We start from the raw sequence: 19,719 nt of genomic DNA, 5'->3' as shown, positions 1-19,719 counted from the left end.
GTGGTTTTCCGTAGGGTCGGCGGGTAATGAAAGCATTTCGTTCATGGTGGCCGGTTCTCCCGGCAACGGCAATCATCCTCGGGTCCTGCCAGAAGAAGGAAGAGCCCACCGCTCCGGCAGCACCGGGTGAGGTGGCGACGACGCCTGCGAAGGTGGAGGCTGCACCCGCCCCGGCGGTGAAGGCCCTGACGCCCGGAGAGCGTGCCGCGATGCTGGGCATCGTGGGCCAGCTTTCGAAGGAGACGGAGAGCGTGATGGCGCTCTATGATGGCAAGGAGATCGTGAGCCGCCTGAAGGGGCTGAAGACTTGGGCATTCATCCGCGAAGTTTCGAAGGAGGTGGATGGAACGGACCCGGAAGAGGAGATCGCGGCCAATGCGGAAGAGGCCGGGAAGTTCCTGGGCCAAGAGATTTTCATCGCGACCGGCAAGGGCACGGTGCCGCAGGTGGAGAACCTGACGAAGGTGGGCCGCCGGATGAACTACTATCAGATGAAGGCAATGACCCACTCCTTCAACGAAGCCGCGAAGAGCGGTGACCTTTCCACCGCGGGTGAGCCGGATGAGGCCTACCTGATGGAGATGGCGAAGGAGCTGGGCAAGGACATGCCGCTGATCGATAGCCTGGCGCTGCCGCCGATGCTGATCGGCATCAAGGCTGCGGACGCGGAGACGCTTGGCAAGGCACAGGAGCAGCTGGGTTCGAGCATCGAGATGATGTTCGGCATGCTGGGCGAAGGTGCGAAGCCGGTGGACTTCACGAAGGGCGGCGTGGCTTTCAAGGGCTACAAGCTGGAAGGCAGCTTCGTGGCGGAGCAACTGGAGCAGGCTCGCGCGGACATCGAGCAGATGCTGGAGCCGGGCGACGTGGATCATTTGATCGGTGCGATCAAGAAGAAGAACGTCGTGGTGGCCCACGGTTCGAAGGATGACTACCTGATGCTTTACACTGGCGACAGCGAGGAAGGCTGCCCGCTGGCGGAAAGCGTGGATGAGTCCCTGGCCGCAAACGAGGCGATCTCCTATGTGGACGCTTACAAGGACAAGAAGCTGGTGGGCTTCCTTTACGGCGACAAGGGCATTGCGAAGAGCATGCTCACGGGCAGCCTGAAGGATATGGCCCAGGGCATCCGCGATGGCCTGGCCGGCACCGATGTCTATGGCGAGACCCGCGAACTGGCGGCGCTGCTGGACATGGTGGGCGAGAAGGAAGATGCGGTGGTGGCGCTGGCGAAGCCCGACACCATCGGTGGCCTGATCGTGCTGGAGGACGGCGTGAAGTTCGAACTCTTCGGCGGCAACGATTACGGTGCGATCGACCACGCGGCGGATCACAAGCTGGCAAATCTGGGCAGCAAGGATGGCGTGCTGGTTTTCTCCAACTGGGTATCCAACAAGGAATACTCGAAGCGTGCCGGTGAATACGGCGAGGTCTTGGTCGAGACGGCCTATGCCCTTGCCGAGAAGGTCGCGGGCCTGAATATCGAGAACGAGGATTTTGCGCAATTCAAGCAGGGCTTCGGCCTCTTCAACGAGAAGTTCCGCGCGGATGCGCTGGGTGCTTGGGAAGCTCTCAGCACGGCGGAGTCCGGTCTCGGAACGGAAGCTGCGTTCGTGGTGGACCTGAATGGCACGGTGCCGCAATTCCCGGGGATCCCGCAGGAAGTGGCCGACTCCGGCAAGTTCTTCCGTGCGACGATGGTGTCCCCGGTGACGGATCGTGCGAAGCTGGGCGAGTCCTGGACGAAGCTCGAAGGTTCCCTGCGAAACATCTTCAAGACGGTGAGCGAGATGACCGGCGAGGAGATCCCGATGCAGAAGCCGATGACTTCCGAGAAGAATGACATCGCGTCCTACTTCTTCGCGCTGCCCTTCACGAACGATGACTTCATTCCATCCGTGACGGTGAGCGACAAGTGGTTCGCGGCTTCGACTTCGAAGCTGCAGGCGCTGGATCTGGTGACCTCTGCGGACAGCGCCGCCGGCGACCGCAAGGGTGCCTGGGTGGAGTTCGACTTCGACACGCTGCGCAAGTTCACCGCTGAGTGGGTGACGCTGCTTGAGAAGCACGGCGAAGCGATGGTGGGTGGTCCGGAGAAGTTCGAGGAGTTCAAGGCGCAGCTCCCGCGGATCCAGAAGGGCCTTGCCGCGATCGAGGAGTTCGACAGCGTGAGTGCTTCCGAGCGAGTCGAAGGTGGCAAGCTCCGTTCGACGCTGCACTTCAAGGTGCGCTGAGCTGAGCGAAGTGACCTAGGAATTTGAAAAGCCGGGCTCCGTGAGGGGCCCGGCTTTTTCGTGCTGAGATGTGGAGTGGTGTCGCGGTTCTTAGAGGCCGGTCATCTTTTCGAGGCGCTCCGGGTAGCGGGTGCCTTCGATGGTAATTTGCGCTGCGGCTTGGTCGATGCCCTGCAGATCCTCGCGTGTTAGATCGACGGAAGCGGCACCGATGTTTTCTTCGAGGCGGCTCAGCTTGGTGGTCCCCGGAATCGGGACGATCCATGGCTTTTGCGCGAGGAGCCAGGCGAGGGCGATTTGCGCGGTGGTCGCGTTTTTCCGCTGCGCGATGCTTTCGAGCAGGGCGATCAGCGATTGGTTCGCCTGGATGGCTTCCGGAGTGAAGCGGGGCATGCCGCTGCGGAAATCGCTGCTATCGAAGGTCGTGCTGCTGTCGATCTTCCCAGTGAGGAAGCCGCGGCCGAGCGGGCTGTAGGGGACGAAGCCGATGCCGAGCTCTTCGAGCGTGGGGATGATTTCCTGCTCGGGCGTGCGGGTCCAGAGGGAGTATTCGCTCTGCAGGGCGGTGACGGGTTGGACGGCATGGGCGCGGCGGATGGTTTGCGCACCGGCTTCGGAGAGGCCGAAGTGCTGCACCTTGCCGGCTTCGATGAGCTCCTTCACGGCGCCTGCCACGTCCTCGATCGGGACAGCGGGGTCGACGCGGTGTTGGTAGAGGAGGTCGATGGTTTCGAGCTTGAGCCGCTTGAGCGAGCCTTCGACGGCTTGCTTGATGTGCTCCGGTCGGCTGTTCACGCCGGGCGGGCCTTTCATGCTGCGGGGATCGAAGTTCGCTGAGACGTCGAAGCCAAACTTCGTGGCGATCACGACTTTCCCGCGGAAAGGCGCCAGGGCATCGCCCAGCAGCTCCTCGTTGGTGAAGGGGCCGTATACCTCCGCGGTATCGAAGAAGGTGACGCCGCGATCCACGGCTTGATGAAGGAGACCGGTCATCTCCTTGATGTCTTTTGGCGGGCCATAGGAGAAGCTCATGCCCATGCAGCCCAAGCCGATGGCAGAAACTTCCAGGCCGCTGTTACCAAGTTTGCGGCGGTTCATAGGTATTCGGGTAGGGTGGCGGTTTAGCGCCGGTATTGCTCCTCGCTGACCGGCTCCAGCCAATCGACGGCCTTGCCATCGAGGAGTTCGTGGATTGCGGTGTGAGTCATGGCCGTGGTCGCGGTGGCACCGTGCCAATGTCTCACTCCGGGCGGGAACCAGACGACATCGCCGGGGCGGATTTCCTCGACGGGGCCGCCTTCAAGCTGGGCCCAGCCACAGCCGGAAGTGACGATGATCGTCTGGCCCAGAGGATGGGTATGCCATGCGGTGCGGGCACCGGGTTCGAAGGTCACGCTAGCCGCGGCGGTGCGTGCGGGCGGGACCGGCTGGAAGAGGGGATCGATGCGGACCGTGCCGGTGAACCACTCTGCGGGACCTTGGCCGGATGGCTGTGAGCCGATTCTTTTGATTTCCATGACAGTGGATTGTTAAGCGCACGGATGGGGCAGGTCACGCTCTTCCGGCAAGCGCGCGGTGACGGGTGCGCCATTCGCCAGGAGTGGTGTCTTCCCAGCGATGGAAGGCGCGGAAGAAGGAATTCGCGTCCTCGTAGCCGAGGAGAAAGGCGGTTTCGTTCAGCTCCACGCTGCTGTGTTCGAGATAGTGGCGAGCGAGCTCGCGGCGGGTGTCTTCCACCAATTGCTGGAAGGTGATCTCCGCTTCGCCAAGGCGGCGCTGGAGCGTGCGCGGGCTCATGCCGATCTCGCGGGCGACGTCTTGAAGCGTGGGGCGTCGCCCAGCGAGCGATCGCTTCAAAGTGCCCTTCACGTGGCCGGCGATGTCGATGGTGTTATGCCGCGCCTGCCATTCGTTTTCCAACTGTGCGCCGATGGCGGTGAGCAGCTCCTCGTTATGTGTAACGAAGGGACGGTCGAGATCGCTGGTGAGGAAGACCAGGGCATTGCGGCCGGCTTTGAATCTGACGCGGCAACCGAAGTGGGCTTCGAGCTGTTCGCGGCGCTCGGCGGGGCGTTTCAGTTCGAGGCGCAGCGGGATGATCTGGCCATTGGTGCCGCGGCGGCCGGTGGTGAGGATCCAGGCGAGCGCCATATCGATGAGGGTCTTCGGCTCGTTGTCGTCCGCCTCGAAGTAGATGAACTCCACGGTGGTCTCCTCGCCCGAGGTCGTGAACTGGATCGTTTCCGGGCAGGTCAACTGCTTGTAGCGCGATACCCGCTGCAGGGCATCATGGAAAGTGCGGCTGCAGACCGCGGCGACGGCGATGGGGTGGTAGCGCTCCATGCGGGCCTCATTTCCCAGCTTCAGCCCGATGCCGGGATCCCCGCTGACTTCTTCGATCGCCCGCCAGATGCTAAAAAGCTCCGTGGTGGTGGCGTAGATCTTTTCCTGCTGGAAGAAGGTCGCGGGCAGGCCTGCGAGCCTCAGCAGCGCGGGCAGCGAGAGGCCTAGCTCAGCCAGACGTTCCAGCAGGAGATTGGAGATGCGGAAGCGATCGTTCATCATTTTTGGCGTCCCGGTGCTGGTGCCAAGGTAGCGCGGAAGCGGGCACTGTCACTTGCAGGACGCGTCAAAGCACTTGCAGAACGCGCCGCGGAATTTGGCGGGGAGAAGCCCGAATTTCGGGTTGTCGCCGGCTGATAGGGATGAATCCTGCGGCTGCCGATGCGAGTGTTGAACTATTTCGCGAACCTGAGAACACCGAAACTGGTGCTCTGGTGTTATCTCGCGTGGTATCTAACAATTGTTCCGTTTCATTTCGAGCCGTCGCCCTTGATCTGGTTCACGGCGCTAGGGATCTCGGCGCTGATCGGAATCGCGCTGATCTTTGCGACGAAGGTGCCGGGGCAGGCGATGGATGGCTGGACGAAGTTCCGGCTGTTTCTGTTTCCGTTTTGTGTTTCCAGCTACTCCTCGCTGATCAAGGGGAAGGGATTCATCCTGCTCTTTCCTACAGAGATGAGGCAGTTGTTAAGCGGCGTCGCGGCTTGTGTCGCGGTGGTCGTTTTTCAGCGGATCTGTGTGGCTCTCGTCCCGCGGGGCTTGCAGATGGATCCTCCGCCAGCGGACACTGGTCGTCCATGAGCGCGCCCGAACGACCGACTGCGAGAGCCCACCGGGAACTGGCAGAGGTGATCCGTCCCGGTGATCTAGCGATCGATGCGACGGCGGGGAACGGCCACGACACGGTCTTTCTGGCGGAGCAGGTGGGCGAAAGCGGCCGGGTGATCGCTTATGACATCCAGGCGGAAGCGATTGCCTCGACGAGGTCTCGTCTCGAGGCGGTGGGTTTGGAAAAGCGTGTGACCTTGATCCAGGGCTCTCACGCACGCCTGTCGCGGGATGTGGATATCGGGTCGGTAGCGGCCGTGGTTTTCAATCTTGGCTATCTACCCGGGGGCGACCATGCGGTGATCACGTTGCGGGAGGAGACACTTTCGGCGACCCGGCAGGCGCTCGATGCGCTGAGGGCCGGGGGCCTGTTGGCAATGGTGTGCTATCCCGGCCATGCCGGTGGGGATGAAGAGAGCGAGGCGGTGCTGGCTTGGGTGCGGGATCTGGACGCTTCGCTTTATGACGTGGAAGTAGCCCGGAGAGAGGGAACCTTGAGACCAGCTCCGTTTTTGATTTTGGTGCGGAAGAAGGTCTGCCCGCAGTCCGCGGTGATAAACCTTGCTTAAGTATCCTCGGCACCGTCCGGAGATGCCCGTTTCTATCGGGGAAAGCAGGTTGGCGGGGAATTGGAAACATCCTCCGGGCCTTGCTACCAAAAGGCTTGCCAGCCTGCCGCCGCCCGCCTACCTCCCGCGCATGGCCCTCGAGACCACCCTGATTCTTTTCAAACCCGATGCCGTGTCCAAGGGACTCGTCGGCACCGTTCTTAACCGCTTCGAGAAGGAAGGCTTCAAGATCCGTGGCATGAAGATGCTCTATCTGAGCGACGAGCTTCTGGCAGACCACTATTCGCACATCGCGGACAAGCCCTTCTTCCCCTCCGTGCGTGATTTCATGCAGGAGAGCCCGGTGGTAGCGCTGGCCCTCGAAGGCGAAGACGTGATCGCCCGCGTGCGCGACCTGCTCGGCCCGACGGATTCGAAGGCGGCTGCCGCAGGCACCATCCGCGGCGACTTCGGTGACAAGGAAGGCGACGCCAAGATGCGCAACGTCTGCCACGCCTCCGATGGCGTCGAAGCGGCCGCTGCCGAGATCAAGCGCTTCTTCAAGGAAGGCGAGGTCTTCTGATCAAGGCGGGCAAGATGCCCGTTTCCGCCCGATTTTACGGAGCCCGGCGTCCCCAGCGGATAGCCGGGCTTCCTTTTCGAATGTAGGGGAGTCCTGTTTTCTCTTGGAAATCCCGCTTGCCGGAAGGTCTCCTCTCTGGTTCATTCCCGCCCGTCCTGCAAAGGAACCCGCCGCTGTAGCTCAGGGGTAGAGCAGCTCATTCGTAATGAGCAGGTCGTCGGTTCAAATCCGACCAGCGGCTCCACCATTTTTCCATGCCAAACGCTCCGCCTGCGCGGCGCGTTTTTGTTTTGGTGGATGATGAGGCGACGGCTCGCATCGTAGATATGGAGATATCTCGAACTGACGAAATGCCGACGGTCGCTTCTGCGCCGCGTGCAGTAGACCGCCGGATGCGGGTGAAGCGAGGTGTTACCCGAGTCGCAGGAGTGGCATCCGATATTGGGGCGCCCTAGCTCGACCTGAGGCACATCATTACCCCGCTACCTTCAGCCAGAGCCACATCGAGATGTAGGCAACGCCACCTGCGGCGGGGAGGGTAAGGATCCATGCTCCGAGGATCTTCTTCACGATCTTCATATCGATCGCGCTGAAGCGTTTGGTGGCACCGACGCCCATGATGGCGGTGGTGATGGCGTGAGTGGTGGAGACGGTCATGCCGAGCTTTCCGGTCACGGCGAGCAGGGTGGCGGCCGTGGTTTCCGCGGCGAAGCCGTGGACGGGCTGCAGCTTTACCATCTTATGGCCCATGGTCTTGATGATGCGCCAGCCACCAGCCGAGGTTCCTGCGGCCATCACGAGCGCGCAGACCACCTTGATCCAAGCCGGGACATCGGGAGCCAGTTCGCGAACCTTGCCAGCCATCGAAGGAAGAGGCTGCTTGCCGTCCTTCTCCGCTTTTTCCTGAACGTCATCGAGCGCCTTTATCCAATCGGTCGGCTTTGCCGCGACCATCGGGCCGAGGATCGGCACCTTTGGCAGGATACGGGCTTTCTCGCGGGCTACGTTCGCATCGTAGTCTTCCTTGACGTCCGCACGCGTGCGCTCGGCGCCGGCGGCATCGCCGAGGTCTTCGTGGACTTCCGCGGCCATGGAGAGGAAGGCCTCGCGGAATTCACCGGAGCGCATCTTGAAGCCTTCTTCCTCCAGCTTCGCTGCGGTCTCAAGCGTGTGCTTGCCGTCCATCACGGTCAGCAGGAGCTGCTCGGCGGCGGGCGTCTTTTCCATCTTCAGGAAACCGAGCCATTTCGGCAGAGCTTCGAAAGAACCCGCCGTGGTGGCGGTGACCAAGGCGAGTGTGATGATGCCCATGGTCTTCTGCGCGTCCGCGAGACCGTGGGCGAAGCCCATGTAGCCGGCGCTGAAAATTTGAGCGCGTCCGAAGAAGCGGTTCACCCACATGGGACGCGCGTTGCGGAGCAGCGCGTAGAGGATGGTCATGACGATGAAGCCGCCGACCAGGCCGATGATCGGAGAGCCCATCATCGGGATGATGACCTTGTGATAGACGCCTTCCATCACGATCTTGCCGTCCTTCAGCTTCTCTTGGGACCAGATGATGGCCCCGAAGTTGTTCTGGGCATTTGCCAGCGTCGCGCCGCAGAGGCCGCCGACCAGCGCGTGAGTGGAGCTGGAAGGAAGGCCGAACCACCAGGTGAGCAGATTCCACACGATGCCGCCGAAGAGGGCGCAAATGATTGTGGAGGTAGTCACGAACTGGGAGTCCACCAAGCCGGAGGAAACCGTCTTCGCGACCGCGTGACCGACGAGGGCACCGATGAGGTTTGTCACCGCCGCCATCATGATGGCTTGGCGCGGCGTGAGCACCTTCGTGGAAACCACGGTGGCGATGGAGTTCGCCGTATCGTGGAAGCCGTTGATGAACTCGAAGGCGAGCGCGACGAGGATGACGACAAGGATAAGCGTCATGAGCGGCGCTTCAGGAGTTCTTGTAGGCGATCTGTTTCGCGACATTGCCGACATCGCGGCAACGGTCGAAGACCTTCTCCAACAGGTCGTAGAGATTGGAGACGATCACCACGAGCAGGGTGTCGTATTTGCCGCTGTAGAGATCCTTCAGACAGTCGACCATCAGCTTGTCGGCATCGCCCTCGATCTGCTGCATGCGGTCGTTCAATTCCTTCATCTTCACAATATCCATGCCCTTGCGGAGGGCATGGATCATCTCGACGACGAGACCGGTTGCCTCATCGAGCATCTTGGCGTGAGTATTGAAGTCCGTGCTGGCGACCTTTTCCTGTGAGATCAGATAGCGCTCGACGAATTTCTCCACGGTCTTGGGGATCTTGTAGAGGGCGGTGGAGAGAGCCTCGATGTCCTCACGCTCAAGCGCGGTGACGAAAGATTTAACCAGCAGGTCGCTGATTTCCTGGGTGATCGCCTTGTCCTTTTTGCGGACCTCCGCGAATTCGCCGAGAGAGGGGGCCTTCTCGTGGCGGAGGATGTGGGTGAGGCCGATGATGCTCTGGCGCGCCTCCTCGGCGCTGGCGATGAGCAGGTCGAAGAAGCGGTCCTCTTTGCCGAACAGGCGTTGGATGGAGATCATGGGAAGTTTTCCGGGCGCGATTTGTGGCGAAAACGTCACACGTGGCAAGCCGCGCCGTTCGAATTCCCTGACAGATTGCCTCTGCCGCCCGTTGCCGCGGGGCGGGAGACCTTTACAATCCGCTATGTCACTGGTAACCGAAGCCCCGCCGCGCAGACGGCCGACGACCCCGCCGATGACGCACGAACACCCTGCGCCGCCCGCCGCCGATGCCCCGGCTCCCGCCGGGATCCCCGCCATCCAAGTCAAGGGAGTGGATTTCAGCTACGGGGATAAGAAAGTTCTTAAGGACGTCACGTTGGATGTCCCGGCCAATGAAGTGGTGGCCTTTATCGGTCCTTCCGGCTGTGGTAAGACGACCCTCCTGCGCTGCTTCAACCGGATGAACGACCTCGTCCCCGGTGCCCGGGTGACGAAGGGCTCGATCATTATCGAGGGGGCGAACATTGCCGACAAATCGATCGATCCGGTCCAACTCCGCCGTCACGTGGGGATGGTGTTCCAGAAGTACAATCCCTTTCCACGGAGCATTTACGACAACGTGGCCTATGGTCCCCGGACCCTCGGGGAGAACAAGAAGGCCGCACTGGACGAGATCGTGGAGAAATCCCTGCGGCGCGCCGCACTCTGGGACGAGGTGAAGGACCGCCTCAATGACATCGCCACCGGTCTTTCCGGCGGCCAGCAGCAGCGCCTGTGTATCGCCCGCACCATCGCGGTGGATCCTGAGATCATCCTGATGGATGAGCCGTGCTCGGCGCTGGACCCGATCGCCACCGCCCATGTGGAGGACCTGATCCTCGGGCTCCGCGATCACTACACGATTGTGATCGTGACGCACAACATGCAACAGGCGACAAGAGTGTCGGATCGTACGGCTTTCTTTTATCTCGGGGAAATGGTGGAGTACGACAACACCCGCAAGATCTTCGAAAACCCCACGCACAAGCGCACGCTCGACTACATTAGCGGCCGTTTCGGTTGATTCCCCACCCATGCACTCGGATACCCCACATATTCTCCGCGAGTTCGATCAGGCCTTCGCCAATCTTCGCAACGAGGTCATCGCCATGGCCGGTCAGGCCCGTCTCAACCTGGAGCGCGCCATGCAGGGCCTTCTCAACCGCGACCTTGAACGCTGCAAGGCGGCGATTGCGGATGATGATGAAGTGGACGAGGCAGAACTGCGCATCGACCGCCTTGGCATGGAAACGCTGGTCCGCTTCCACCCGGTGGCAAGCGATTTGCGCCAAGTGATCACTTCGATGAAGGTCGCAGCGAATCTGGAACGCGTCTCAGATCACGCCACCAATATCGCCAAGCGGGCTCGCAAGATGCTCGCCCGGCCGGAGTGCGCGGAGGTCAGCTTCTTGGAGCCGCTCTATGCGCTCGCCGACCAGCAGATGCGCGATGCCCTTTCCGCCTATACGGACAGGAATGCCGAGCTCGGCCAGTCCCTGCAGTTGAAGGACAAGGAGCTCGACAAGATGCATAAGCGCCTGGTCGCCACCTTCAGCGCCCGGCTGGAGGAGGGGGGAGATCGGGCCGAGGATTTCCTTCACCTGATTTTCGTGGCCCGGTCTTTGGAGCGGATCGGCGATCTCGCGAAGAACATCGGGGAAGACGCAGTGTTCCTCGATCAGAACCGCGACATTCGCTACGACCGGCACAATCGTCCTCCGAGCGAGGAGGAAGAGGTGTCGGCGGAGTGAGTAAGGCTTGATTTGAGTCCCGTAGGGGCGGCCTGATATGAGCTGGTTGGCGTGAGCCACCGCTTGGGCGGGTAGCCAAGACCGCGCCCCGGCAGGGCCGTAAGCCGGCGGTCCTTTGGCTCCGTTCTATTCTCGTCCGGAGATGGGGATGGTTCCCGGGATTGCGAGGGAACGGTGCCTTGTTAGATGCACTTAAAGATCGCATCACCATGACCTCCACTGGAAAATGAAACGGTCCGGCGCATACACGCCGGACCGTTTGGCACCCGTTGGAAGGTGACCTGATGCGGGTCGCCCCGCGGCAAGTCACAGAAGTTCGTTGAGGATGTTTTCCAGCAGCTCTTGGCGGCCGGAGGCGACGACAGGTTCGCCGTTTTGCTTCACCCACTCGGTCAGTTCATCGAAGTTGGTGCTGCCGCTTTCGATGCGCTGGCCGATGCCACTGTCCCAACTGGCGTAGCGGGCCTTCACGAAGTCCTCGATTCGTCCGTCCGCACGGATGGCGGCGGCGGTCTTGAGGCCGCGGGCGAAGGCGTCCATGCCGCCGATGTGGGCGTAGAAGAGGTCGATCGGTTCGTGCGACTCACGACGGCGCTTCGCATCGAAGTTCAGGCCGCCGGTGGTGAAGCCGCCCATCTCGAGCACCTTCAGCATCACCTTGGTGGTGCCGTAGAGGTCGCTCGGGAATTGGTCGGTGTCCCAGCCGAGAAGCGTGTCGCCCTGGTTGGCATCGATGGAGCCCAGCGCGTTGGAGCCGAGGGCCACGGTGAGCTCGTGCTCCATGGTGTGGCCGGCCAGCGTGGCGTGGTTGGTTTCGATGTTCAGCTTGAAGTGGTCCAGCAGGTTGTACTGGCGGAGGAAATTCAGGCAGGCAGCGGAATCGGAATCGTACTGGTGCGTGGAGGGTTCGCGCGGCTTCGGCTCGATGTAGAATTGGCCGGTGTAGCCGATCTTCTTCGCGTAGGCCACGGCCATGTGAAGCAGCGCGGCGAGGTGATCCAGCTCGCGCTTCATGTCCGTATTCAACAGAGTGGCGTAGCCTTCGCGGCCACCCCAGAAGGTGTAGCCTTCACCGCCCAGCTTGTGGGTGGCGTCCATGGCGGCCTTCACCTGCGCGGCGGCATAGGCGAAGACGCGGGCATCCGGAGAGGTGCCGGCACCCTGCGAATAGCGGCCGTGGGAGAAGAGGCAAGCGGTGCCCCAGAGAAGCTTCTTGCCGGTGGACTTCTGGAGGCCAGCCAGGTGATCCACCACGGCATTGAGTGCCTCCGTGGACTTGGTGAAGTCATTCAGCTCCGGCGCGATGTCGCGGTCGTGGAAGCAGTAGTAGTCGATATCGATCTTCTCGAGGAACTCGAAGAATACGTCAGCGCGCTTCTTGGCATTGTCCACCGAGTCGGACTGGTCGTCCCACGGGGTCACCGCGGTACCGCCGCCGAAGGGGTCGGACAAGCTATTGCGCATCACGTGCCAATAGGCGGCGCCGAAGCGCATGTGATCACGCATGGTTTTCCCTTCGATAACCTCGTCGGGATTGTAATGTTTGAAGGCGAGCGGATTCTTGGATTTCGAACCCTCGTAGACGATCTTGGGAATGTCCGGGAAGTATGCCATGGAAGGCACCGCAATACGTGAGTGGGCCCCCCGAGTCCAACACTGAATTGTGTATGTTTCCGCATTTGGTGTCGCCACGATCAAACCGTTTCCGGGGACAAGACGATCTCCTTGCCGTCATGGTAAACTAAACCTAGGGTCACATTGTGACGTTCTCGTCACAACCCGGTAAAATCGTCCCCCCGCTGTTCACTTGGAAAACCCACCCCATGCGTTCATTCCTCGCCGCTCTGTGCCTTGTACCTGCGCTGTCCCAGCCGGTCCTGGCTGATCCTGTCATCTCGGAATTCTGTGCGAGCAATCAAAACGGCATTAGGGACGAGGACGGGGATCGCCCGGATTGGATCGAAATTTACAATCCTGACGCGGTCACAGCTGACCTGACAAACTGGTATTTGACCGACAACTTGGCCGAGAAGACCAAGTGGCGATTTCCCGCTGCGAGTATCCCGCCGGGAGGGTATTTGGTCGTTTTCGCCTCCGGCAAAAACAAGCGGGTTCCAGGGCAGCCCCTCCACACCGGTTTTTCGCTGAGCGCGGATGGGGAATATCTGGGGCTGATCCGGCCGAATGGCAATACGGTGGCCTCCCACTTTTCGCCGGAATATCCAGGCCAGTTTGCGGACATCTCCTACGGCACTCCATCCAACACCTCGGAAACGGTGCTGGTCGCGGAAACTGCCGCGGCGCAGTGGATCGTCCCGACCTCGGCCTCGAATCCGGCGATCACTTGGAAGAATGTGGGTTTCAACCCCGCGGGCTGGAACAGTGCCACGCTGGGGATCGGTTACGACCGGGACAGCGGCGGCGTAAACTATGTTACCCAGATCGGGGGAGGCGGGGATACGGACTCGGCGATGACGACGGCGAACAACCCGTCCTGTTACATCCGGGTGCCCTTCAACGTGCCCTCGGGGACTACGACGACATCGCTGAAACTGCAGATGAAGTATGACGATGGCTTCGCGGTCTGGCTCAATGGCCAGCCGCTGCTATCGGGCGGTACCCAGGTCCGGAGGAATGCGCTTACGCCGCTTGCTTGGAACAGTGCTGCGACCCAGGCCCATGTCGATTCCTCCGCGGAGGTTTTCGAGGACTTCGATGTGACCGAGAGCCTCGGGCTTCTCACCAGCGGGCAGAATGTCCTGGCGATCCACGGCTTCAACCGGCAGGCGAATACGACCGATTTCTTCATCCGCCCGCAGTTGATTGCCGAAACGACAATCGCGGGGCCTGCTCCCGCTCCCGGTTACTTTGCCACTCCAACGCCGGGCGCGAGGAACGCCGGGACCAACGGCTTGGTCATCCCGCAGGAGGTCGTTTTCTCGAAGACTTCGGGGACCTTTTCCTCAACCAGCTTCAATCTCACTCTGAGTGGTGCGATCTCCGGCCAGGAAATCCGCTACACGCTGGACGGCAGCATGCCTACCGCGAGTTCGACGCTTTATTCGGGTGCGATCAATATCAGTAACAGCGCCCTCGTCCGTGCGCGGATCCATGCGCCTGCTACCGGCGCGCTTGGTTTTGTAGGTGGCGCGCAGTATGAAAAGCTCGGGGCGTCCCTCGCCAGTTACTCGGCAGGCCAGCCTTTCAAGTCGGCGCTGCCCATCGTGGTGTTGAACAATCGAGGGCTCGGAGAAGTTCCGGATAACAATGAGGACCAGAGTGCCCGCATCCAGATCTATGATCGCGATGCGAGCGGCTACGCCAGCCTTTCTCCGTCCGCGGTGCCAGTGCTCTCGATGAGCGCGAACGTGAAGTTGCGCGGCCGGAGTTCTTCCGGCTTTCCGAAGAAGTCTTATGGCATCGAGTTGCTCGATGAGAGCAATGCGGGCAAGTCCGTGGAAGTGCTCGGCATGCCGGCGGGAGAGGACTGGGCCTTGATCGGGGGATGGGACTTCGACCGCGCCTTCATGCGGAATGCCTGGATCTACGAGGTGAGCCGACAGGCGGGACGTTGGGCACCGCGAACCCGTCTGGTGGAGGTCTTTTTCAACCAGAACACCGATGGACTGAATTACACGAGTGCCGATTACCGCGGTGTCTACATCCTCTGTGAGAACATCCGCCGCAGCCCGGATCGTGTGGATGTCGCGAACATCGATCCTTCCGATGTCACTCTGCCGCGGGTCAGCGGCGGCTATATCTTCAAGGTGGATGCGGGCGAGTCGGATGAGTTCATCTGGCGTACCTCCCGGAACCTGCCTACTCCGGGGACCGGTGGGGATGGCCTGGTGATTCACCGGCCCAAGAGGGCCGACCTGCCAACCCAGCAGTCTTCGTATTTGGTGAATTACTTCCAAGACTTCGAGGACAAGCTTTTCACGGAAGCATCGTCGAGCTTCAGCACGCGGAGCTACCGGAACTACATCGACTCCGCGGCATGGGCGGATCACAACCTCTTCTGCATGCTCGCGAAGAATGTGGATGCGCTGCGTTTGAGCGCCTACTTCCACAAGGACCGTGGCGCACCGATGGCTGCGGGGCCGTTATGGGACTTCGACCGCTCCGGAAACTCCACCGATTCCCGAGACGATAGCCCCACGACCTGGACCGGAACGGGAGACGCGACGAATTACTTCCAGTTCTCCTGGTGGCAGCAGCTTTTCCAGGATGTCGAATTCCGCCAACTTTATGTGGACCGCTGGCAGGCGATGCGACGCGGCACGCTTTCGAACGCGAACGTCGGTAGCATCCTTGATGGTTACCTTGCCGAATTCAAACCGGCGGATGGCGACAACCCGGCAAAGCGCGACTATCTCCGCTGGTATGGCTCGTCGACTTCGAACGACATCAGCAATGAGCGTAGTATCCTGAAGAACTGGCTCATCAGCCGCTCCGCCTGGATCGACCAGCAATTCGTAAGCGCTCCGACAATTGTACGCGCTTCCGGACCGGTGGCAGCAGGAGATACCACCACGATCACGGCTCCCTCCGGGACGACGGTTTACTATACTACCGATGGAACAGATCCCCGTGCGGAAGGTGGAAGCCCCTCGGCCTCGGCCATTGCTTACAATGGCACCCCGGTTTCCCTTCCGGCAACGATGAAGGTCATCGCGCGGGCGTGGAAATCGGGCAGCTTCGCCGTTCCTGCAACCAATTGGAGTGGGCCGGTTGAGTCGCTCTATCTGGTGAACGAGACCTATGCCGCCGCCGGTGACCTGCGAATAAGCGCGATCTGCTACAATCCTCTCGCGCCGGATGCAGATGAGGCCTCCGCGCTGCCTGCGGCGGTGGCCGGGGACTTCGAGTGGATCGAGTTGAAGAATGTCGGCAGCGGAGCGGTAAATCTCCAGGGCGTTTCACTAGGCGAGGGAGCACCCGTTGCGAAGGTGGTGATGCCTGCCTTCACCCTCGCTCCCGGGGCACGCGGGGTGATTGTGAAGGATCGCGCGGCTTTTGGCAGGCGTTATGGCAGCGCTGCTGCCGCGAGGATCATTGCAGAGTGGCCGGGTGATGGCAGTTTGGACAATGCGGGGGAGGCCGTGCATGTCTATGACCGCGGTGCGGGTGTGATCGCGGAGTTCTCCTATGATGATGAGGACGATTGGCCCGAGCGTGCCGATGGCGATGGCAGTGCTCTGGAATACACCGGCAGCGGTAGTCTAACAGCCGACTACGAGAATCCGCTGAACTGGAAGGCCAGCGATGCCGTTCATGGTAGTCCGGGAGTGGATACCGTGCCTGCCTTGGCTACGGTGAAGGTGAATGAGATCCTCTCCAACACCGTGGCGCCGCAGCTCGATACGATCGAACTTTTCAATACGGGAGGCTCACCGGTGAACATTGGTGGCTGGTATTTGGGTAATGTGGCCGCGGCCTCCGGAGCCGATGACTACAGGATGTATCGCATCCCGAATGGCACGGTGATTCCGGCAGGCGAGTTTCTTGTCTTCAGCGAGCAGGACTTCAATCCGAATGGCGAATGGAATCCCTCTCCGGGTACGCCGGGAGCAGGGGAGTTCTCGCTGGATGGCAGCCGCGGCGGTAAGCTCTGGCTGGTCTCTGCCGATGCGGCTACGGGCAAGCTGCACAACTTCGAGCAGGCCATGGAATGGACACCCGTGCTTCCGGGAGTTTCCTACGGCAGCTATCCGGATGGCGCATCGGGTTTGGCCCCGCTGTCCAGCTACACGCCAGCCGCGAGCAATACCGTGCCGCGGGTGGGCCCGGTGCAAGTGAGTGAGATTCACTATTTTCCGGCGGCGGCGACCCCGGAGTTTGTGGAGATTTCCAACACCGGCTCGGCCAGCCAATCGATGGCCGGGTGGACCTTGCGCGGCGATGTGGATTTCGATTTCCCGGCGGGCTTCACGCTCGCGCCTGCCGAAGCGGTGGTGGTGGTTTCCTTCGATCCCGTGCTGCTGCCCTCGCAAGCCACCGCCTTTCGCACCCAATACAGTGTCCCGGCTATGGTGCGTCTGGTGGGGCCTTGGTCGCCGGGCGATTTCCTCCGTGACGCCGGGGGAGAGGTCAGGCTGCGCAGGCTTGTGCCGCCGCCTGCAGACGAGCCGAACTTCGTCGGACTCATGGTGGAAGACGAGGTGCTCTATTCCGCGCAAGCTCCCTGGCCGACGACAGCTGCCGGCACCGGTTCCTCCATCCGGCGTCTCGGTGTGAGGAAGCAGGGAAGCGATCCGTCGGCATGGGTGGCAGGGCTTGTCTCACCCGGCACTGGAGTTAATGGCTACGCGGCATGGAGTCTCGCGGCCTTCGGGGAAGCTGGCGCAGGAGGGAGAGAGGGCGATGCCGATGGCGATGGCTTGTCGAACTTCGTCGAATATCTTCTCGGCAGCGATCCATCGAGTTTCAGCAGCTTGGCGAGCAGCATCGATCCGAATGGTGGCAATCCGCGTTTTGTGCTGAACTACAGCGTCCGCAAGGATCGCGACGACGGCATGCTGGGTGCTTATCAGGCGTCCGATTTGCAGGCATGGCTACCCGCGGCGAACGACGAGTTGATTCAGGATGGTGCCACTACCCAAGCTCGCAGGGCATGGCTTCCGCTAGGCGACCGTGGTTTCCTGAGGCTAGAAGCGTCCGAAGCTCCTTGAAGGAAGAATTGGAGGTGGGAGAGTGTCCCGGTGTTCCCCAAGGGAGAACACCGGGATGGTGAATGGGTCAGCTACGGCTGCGGCTTGTGCGCGGGCGTGCCGGGCTCCGTCGGAGGGTGGCTGGAGACAGGGGAATGTCGCTGAAGCTACCAAGCGGGGCCTTGATACCTTCCGCTCCGGTACCGGAATCGTAGTCGCGCAGGTCCCCGAAATCCAGACCGGTCAACTTTTCGATTTCCACGACCGAGGAGAGAAATTCATCGACCTTGGTGGTGTCATCCCAGGCCTCCATCGATTCCCCTGTCGCTTCGCTGATGCTCTCCGGGATGCTCTTGAGGAATTGAGATTGATCCGCAAGCAGCGCAATCGCCATGGGCTGGCCGTCCTGGATGCGGACGATGATCTTCCAGAATTGCCGCGGGACCTTCACATAGCGGTAGGTCTTGTCCCTCTTGTCATCGAAGACGGGACCGGTAAAGACGGTGATGCGGTCCTTGTCGGCTACCGTATTGTCTTCGAGCAGATATTGTTCGATGCCTTGCCAGAACTTGGCCGACTGATTGAAGGTTGAAGCCTGGGGCATGCAGTTGGCGAAGTGGAAGGTGTCCGCATTCGCCCGGATCGCGCGCTTTTTGGTGCCCCAGGAAGGATCCTGGCGGCGGACCATGTGGCCTCGGTCGAAGAGCCGCTTGGGGCGTTGCTTGTCGTAGAGGGATTGATCGCTTTGGTCGTTGTCTTCCACGCGCCGATCTCCATACCAGACCTCCGAAGCCTCTGCCGCCTCCTTCGGGAGTCCGCTGTCGCGATCGATATTGATCCAGCTTGTCCCATCGATGTTGCAGGCCGTGAAGAAGGCGAGCCGGCGGCGTGCGTTGAGAACCACGCTGAAATGGGTGTACTTGAGCTCGTGGGGATCAGCTCCGGGATCAGGCTTCTTAAGTTTGGCGGCTTGCTCCTTCTGGGTCTTGGAAAGCTTGGGAAGGGGAATGGTGAAGCCATCAAGGAAAGAGGGATTGTAGCCGCCCCGATTTCCATAGTTCGTATCAATGGTGATCGCCTCCAAGCTTGATCCATTGTGCGGTGGTGAGGAAGGAGGCGCGGTCTGGGGAACGGGGGCACCGTTGGTGGGCGCAGGCCGTTGAGCTGGAGCGGAGGAACCGACATTGACCGCGATCTGAACCGGAATATTCCATACCGCGCTTCCGTCCGGCCTTAGCTCGGCCGGCCCTCCATGATTTTGAATCGCTTCCACCGGAGCCGATTCGACCCGTCCGGTGATGCTGAGCAGCGAACTGGGATACTCCACGGTTGGCTCGACGACTTTTTTCAACAGCTGTTGGAAGGGGATGCTGAGGGAGTTTGATCTCGACTCCATGTCGCGCAGAATGGCGCTGATGCGGATGCCTTCATTCACGTCAAAGCGGACAGGTTTCCCGTCCAAGCCGGTTGTTTCGGTAAAGGGAGCGCCCCAATGGTGAAGTGCAATCACTTGCCACTGGTCATTGCACACCAGCGAACCCGAAGCGCCGGGATTCGTATCGGCCACGTAGTGCAAAACGGAAGGAAGTCTCGCGACGAGTTGGTTTTCGCGGATCACGGCTTGCTTGAAATCACCATCGGGGTGCTGGATGATGTTTACCAGCTCGCCCAAGACGTGTTTGTCTTCGCGGGCCAGCAGCGGGCAATAGCCGTAGCCTTCGAGGGTGCCCTTGCCTTCAATCCTCTTTCCTACCGCGATCAAGGTGTAGTCGAGTTTGTCCACCTGGCTGGTGAGGAAAAATGAATCCGGATCCAACTCGAAGCGCGTGACTTGGCGTGGCTGTCCGCGATAGTCGCGTTGATAGTCGAACTCGAGGACAAATTGCCTTGCTTGGTCGGGCGTCTCGATGACGTGGTTGTTGGTCAGGAAGAGGCGCTCGGATACCATAAAACCGGATCCTTGGGGACGCCGGCTATGGAATGCCACCCGTGCGACGGTGCCCGCGACCGCGGTGGCGGTTTCGAGGAACGAGACATCCAAGAAGTCGGTAGTGTCGCCTTGGACGATCTCACGTCCCCGGATGGAACGATGAGTGGCCGCCTGATTGGGGGTGGCTGCCACGCTTGCCATCTCCGCGGCCTGGTCCGGACGGAGATTCATCACGGTTTGAAGGCGCCGGCATTTGCGGTCTTGATCGGGTTCCGCGTCCAGAGGGCGGCCCTCGGAGATGGCCCTTAGGGAGTGCGCACGCTGC

At 61.0% G+C, this 19,719-nt stretch carries 14 protein-coding genes and 1 tRNA gene; 8 read left to right on the top strand and 7 right to left on the bottom strand.

The annotated features are described in order from the left end of the window. Positions 1 to 26 precede the first annotated feature (26 nt). Positions 27 to 2,234: a hypothetical protein gene (locus tag HHL09_RS02965; protein WP_169452442.1), complete on the top strand. Its 2,208-nt coding sequence runs from the start codon at positions 27 to 29 to the stop codon at positions 2,232 to 2,234. 90 nt (positions 2,235 to 2,324) lie between these two features. Here HHL09_RS02965 and HHL09_RS02960 read toward each other — a convergent pair whose 3' ends face one another. From HHL09_RS02960 to HHL09_RS02950, 3 genes are read right to left on the bottom strand one after another with little or no spacing between them, the layout of a single operon-like run. Beyond that, positions 2,325 to 3,332: an aldo/keto reductase gene (locus HHL09_RS02960; RefSeq protein ID WP_169453002.1), complete on the bottom strand. Its 1,008-nt coding sequence runs from the start codon at positions 3,330 to 3,332 to the stop codon at positions 2,325 to 2,327. A 23-nt stretch (positions 3,333 to 3,355) separates the two neighbouring features. Continuing rightward, on the bottom strand, positions 3,356 to 3,751 hold the full coding sequence (locus tag HHL09_RS02955) for a (R)-mandelonitrile lyase (RefSeq protein ID WP_169453001.1): 396 nt from the start codon (positions 3,749 to 3,751) through the stop codon (positions 3,356 to 3,358). A 34-nt stretch (positions 3,752 to 3,785) separates the two neighbouring features. Next, complete coding sequence (locus tag HHL09_RS02950) at positions 3,786 to 4,799, bottom strand: AraC family transcriptional regulator (protein ID WP_169453000.1); 1,014 nt, start codon at positions 4,797 to 4,799, stop codon at positions 3,786 to 3,788. A 159-nt stretch (positions 4,800 to 4,958) separates the two neighbouring features. On the opposite strand from HHL09_RS02950, the gene HHL09_RS02945 reads away from it, so the two are divergent. The 4 genes from HHL09_RS02945 to HHL09_RS02930 all read left to right on the top strand — a co-directional run bounded on the left by HHL09_RS02945 (position 4,959) and on the right by HHL09_RS02930 (position 6,780). Further along, positions 4,959 to 5,378 (top strand): hypothetical protein, encoded by a 420-nt coding sequence (locus tag HHL09_RS02945; protein WP_169452999.1) that lies wholly within the window; start codon positions 4,959 to 4,961, stop codon positions 5,376 to 5,378. Next, complete coding sequence (gene mnmM / locus HHL09_RS02940; protein WP_169452998.1) at positions 5,375 to 5,974, top strand: tRNA 5-(aminomethyl)-2-thiouridylate-methyltransferase MnmM; 600 nt, start codon at positions 5,375 to 5,377, stop codon at positions 5,972 to 5,974. The genes HHL09_RS02945 and mnmM overlap by 4 nt, the downstream gene beginning before the upstream one ends. A 130-nt stretch (positions 5,975 to 6,104) precedes the next feature. Next, positions 6,105 to 6,536 (top strand): nucleoside-diphosphate kinase, encoded by a 432-nt coding sequence (gene ndk, locus HHL09_RS02935; RefSeq protein WP_169452997.1) that lies wholly within the window; start codon positions 6,105 to 6,107, stop codon positions 6,534 to 6,536. 169 nt (positions 6,537 to 6,705) lie between these two features. Then, a tRNA-Thr gene (locus HHL09_RS02930) sits at positions 6,706 to 6,780 on the top strand. A 230-nt stretch (positions 6,781 to 7,010) separates the two neighbouring features. On the opposite strand, the gene HHL09_RS02925 is transcribed toward HHL09_RS02930, so the two are convergent. Together HHL09_RS02925 and HHL09_RS02920 are read right to left on the bottom strand one after the other, a co-directional pair. Continuing rightward, a complete protein-coding gene (locus HHL09_RS02925; RefSeq protein ID WP_169452996.1) occupies positions 7,011 to 8,465 on the bottom strand; it encodes an inorganic phosphate transporter in 1,455 nt (484 codons plus the stop codon). A gap of 10 nt (positions 8,466 to 8,475) precedes the next feature. After that, on the bottom strand, positions 8,476 to 9,102 hold the full coding sequence (locus HHL09_RS02920) for a DUF47 domain-containing protein (protein WP_169452995.1): 627 nt from the start codon (positions 9,100 to 9,102) through the stop codon (positions 8,476 to 8,478). Positions 9,103 to 9,277: 175 nt separating this feature from the next. Here HHL09_RS02920 and pstB point away from each other — a divergent pair, with 175 nt between their 5' ends. Together pstB and phoU are read left to right on the top strand one after the other, a co-directional pair. Beyond that, a complete protein-coding gene (gene pstB / locus HHL09_RS02915; RefSeq protein ID WP_169452994.1) occupies positions 9,278 to 10,087 on the top strand; it encodes a phosphate ABC transporter ATP-binding protein PstB in 810 nt (269 codons plus the stop codon). A 10-nt stretch (positions 10,088 to 10,097) separates the two neighbouring features. Further along, a complete protein-coding gene (gene phoU / locus HHL09_RS02910) occupies positions 10,098 to 10,814 on the top strand; it encodes a phosphate signaling complex protein PhoU (protein WP_169452993.1) in 717 nt (238 codons plus the stop codon). A gap of 306 nt (positions 10,815 to 11,120) precedes the next feature. Here phoU and xylA read toward each other — a convergent pair whose 3' ends face one another. Beyond that, on the bottom strand, positions 11,121 to 12,428 hold the full coding sequence (xylA, locus tag HHL09_RS02905) for a xylose isomerase (protein WP_169452992.1): 1,308 nt from the start codon (positions 12,426 to 12,428) through the stop codon (positions 11,121 to 11,123). Positions 12,429 to 12,637: 209 nt separating this feature from the next. Here xylA and HHL09_RS02900 point away from each other — a divergent pair, with 209 nt between their 5' ends. Next, entirely contained in the window at positions 12,638 to 17,485 is a 4,848-nt protein-coding gene (locus HHL09_RS02900) for a lamin tail domain-containing protein (RefSeq protein ID WP_169452991.1), read from the top strand. A gap of 67 nt (positions 17,486 to 17,552) precedes the next feature. On the opposite strand, the gene HHL09_RS02895 is transcribed toward HHL09_RS02900, so the two are convergent. Next, positions 17,553 to 19,625 carry a DNA/RNA non-specific endonuclease gene (locus tag HHL09_RS02895; protein WP_169452990.1) on the bottom strand — a complete coding sequence of 691 codons (2,073 nt, stop codon included), beginning with the start codon at positions 19,623 to 19,625 and terminating at the stop codon, positions 17,553 to 17,555. Positions 19,626 to 19,719 lie beyond the last annotated feature (94 nt).

Source organism: Luteolibacter luteus (assembly GCF_012913485.1).
GTDB lineage: Bacteria > Verrucomicrobiota > Verrucomicrobiia > Verrucomicrobiales > Akkermansiaceae > Haloferula > Haloferula lutea.
The sequence above is the reverse complement of the archived record's forward strand: the minus strand, read 5'-3'. Positions and strand labels throughout refer to the sequence as shown.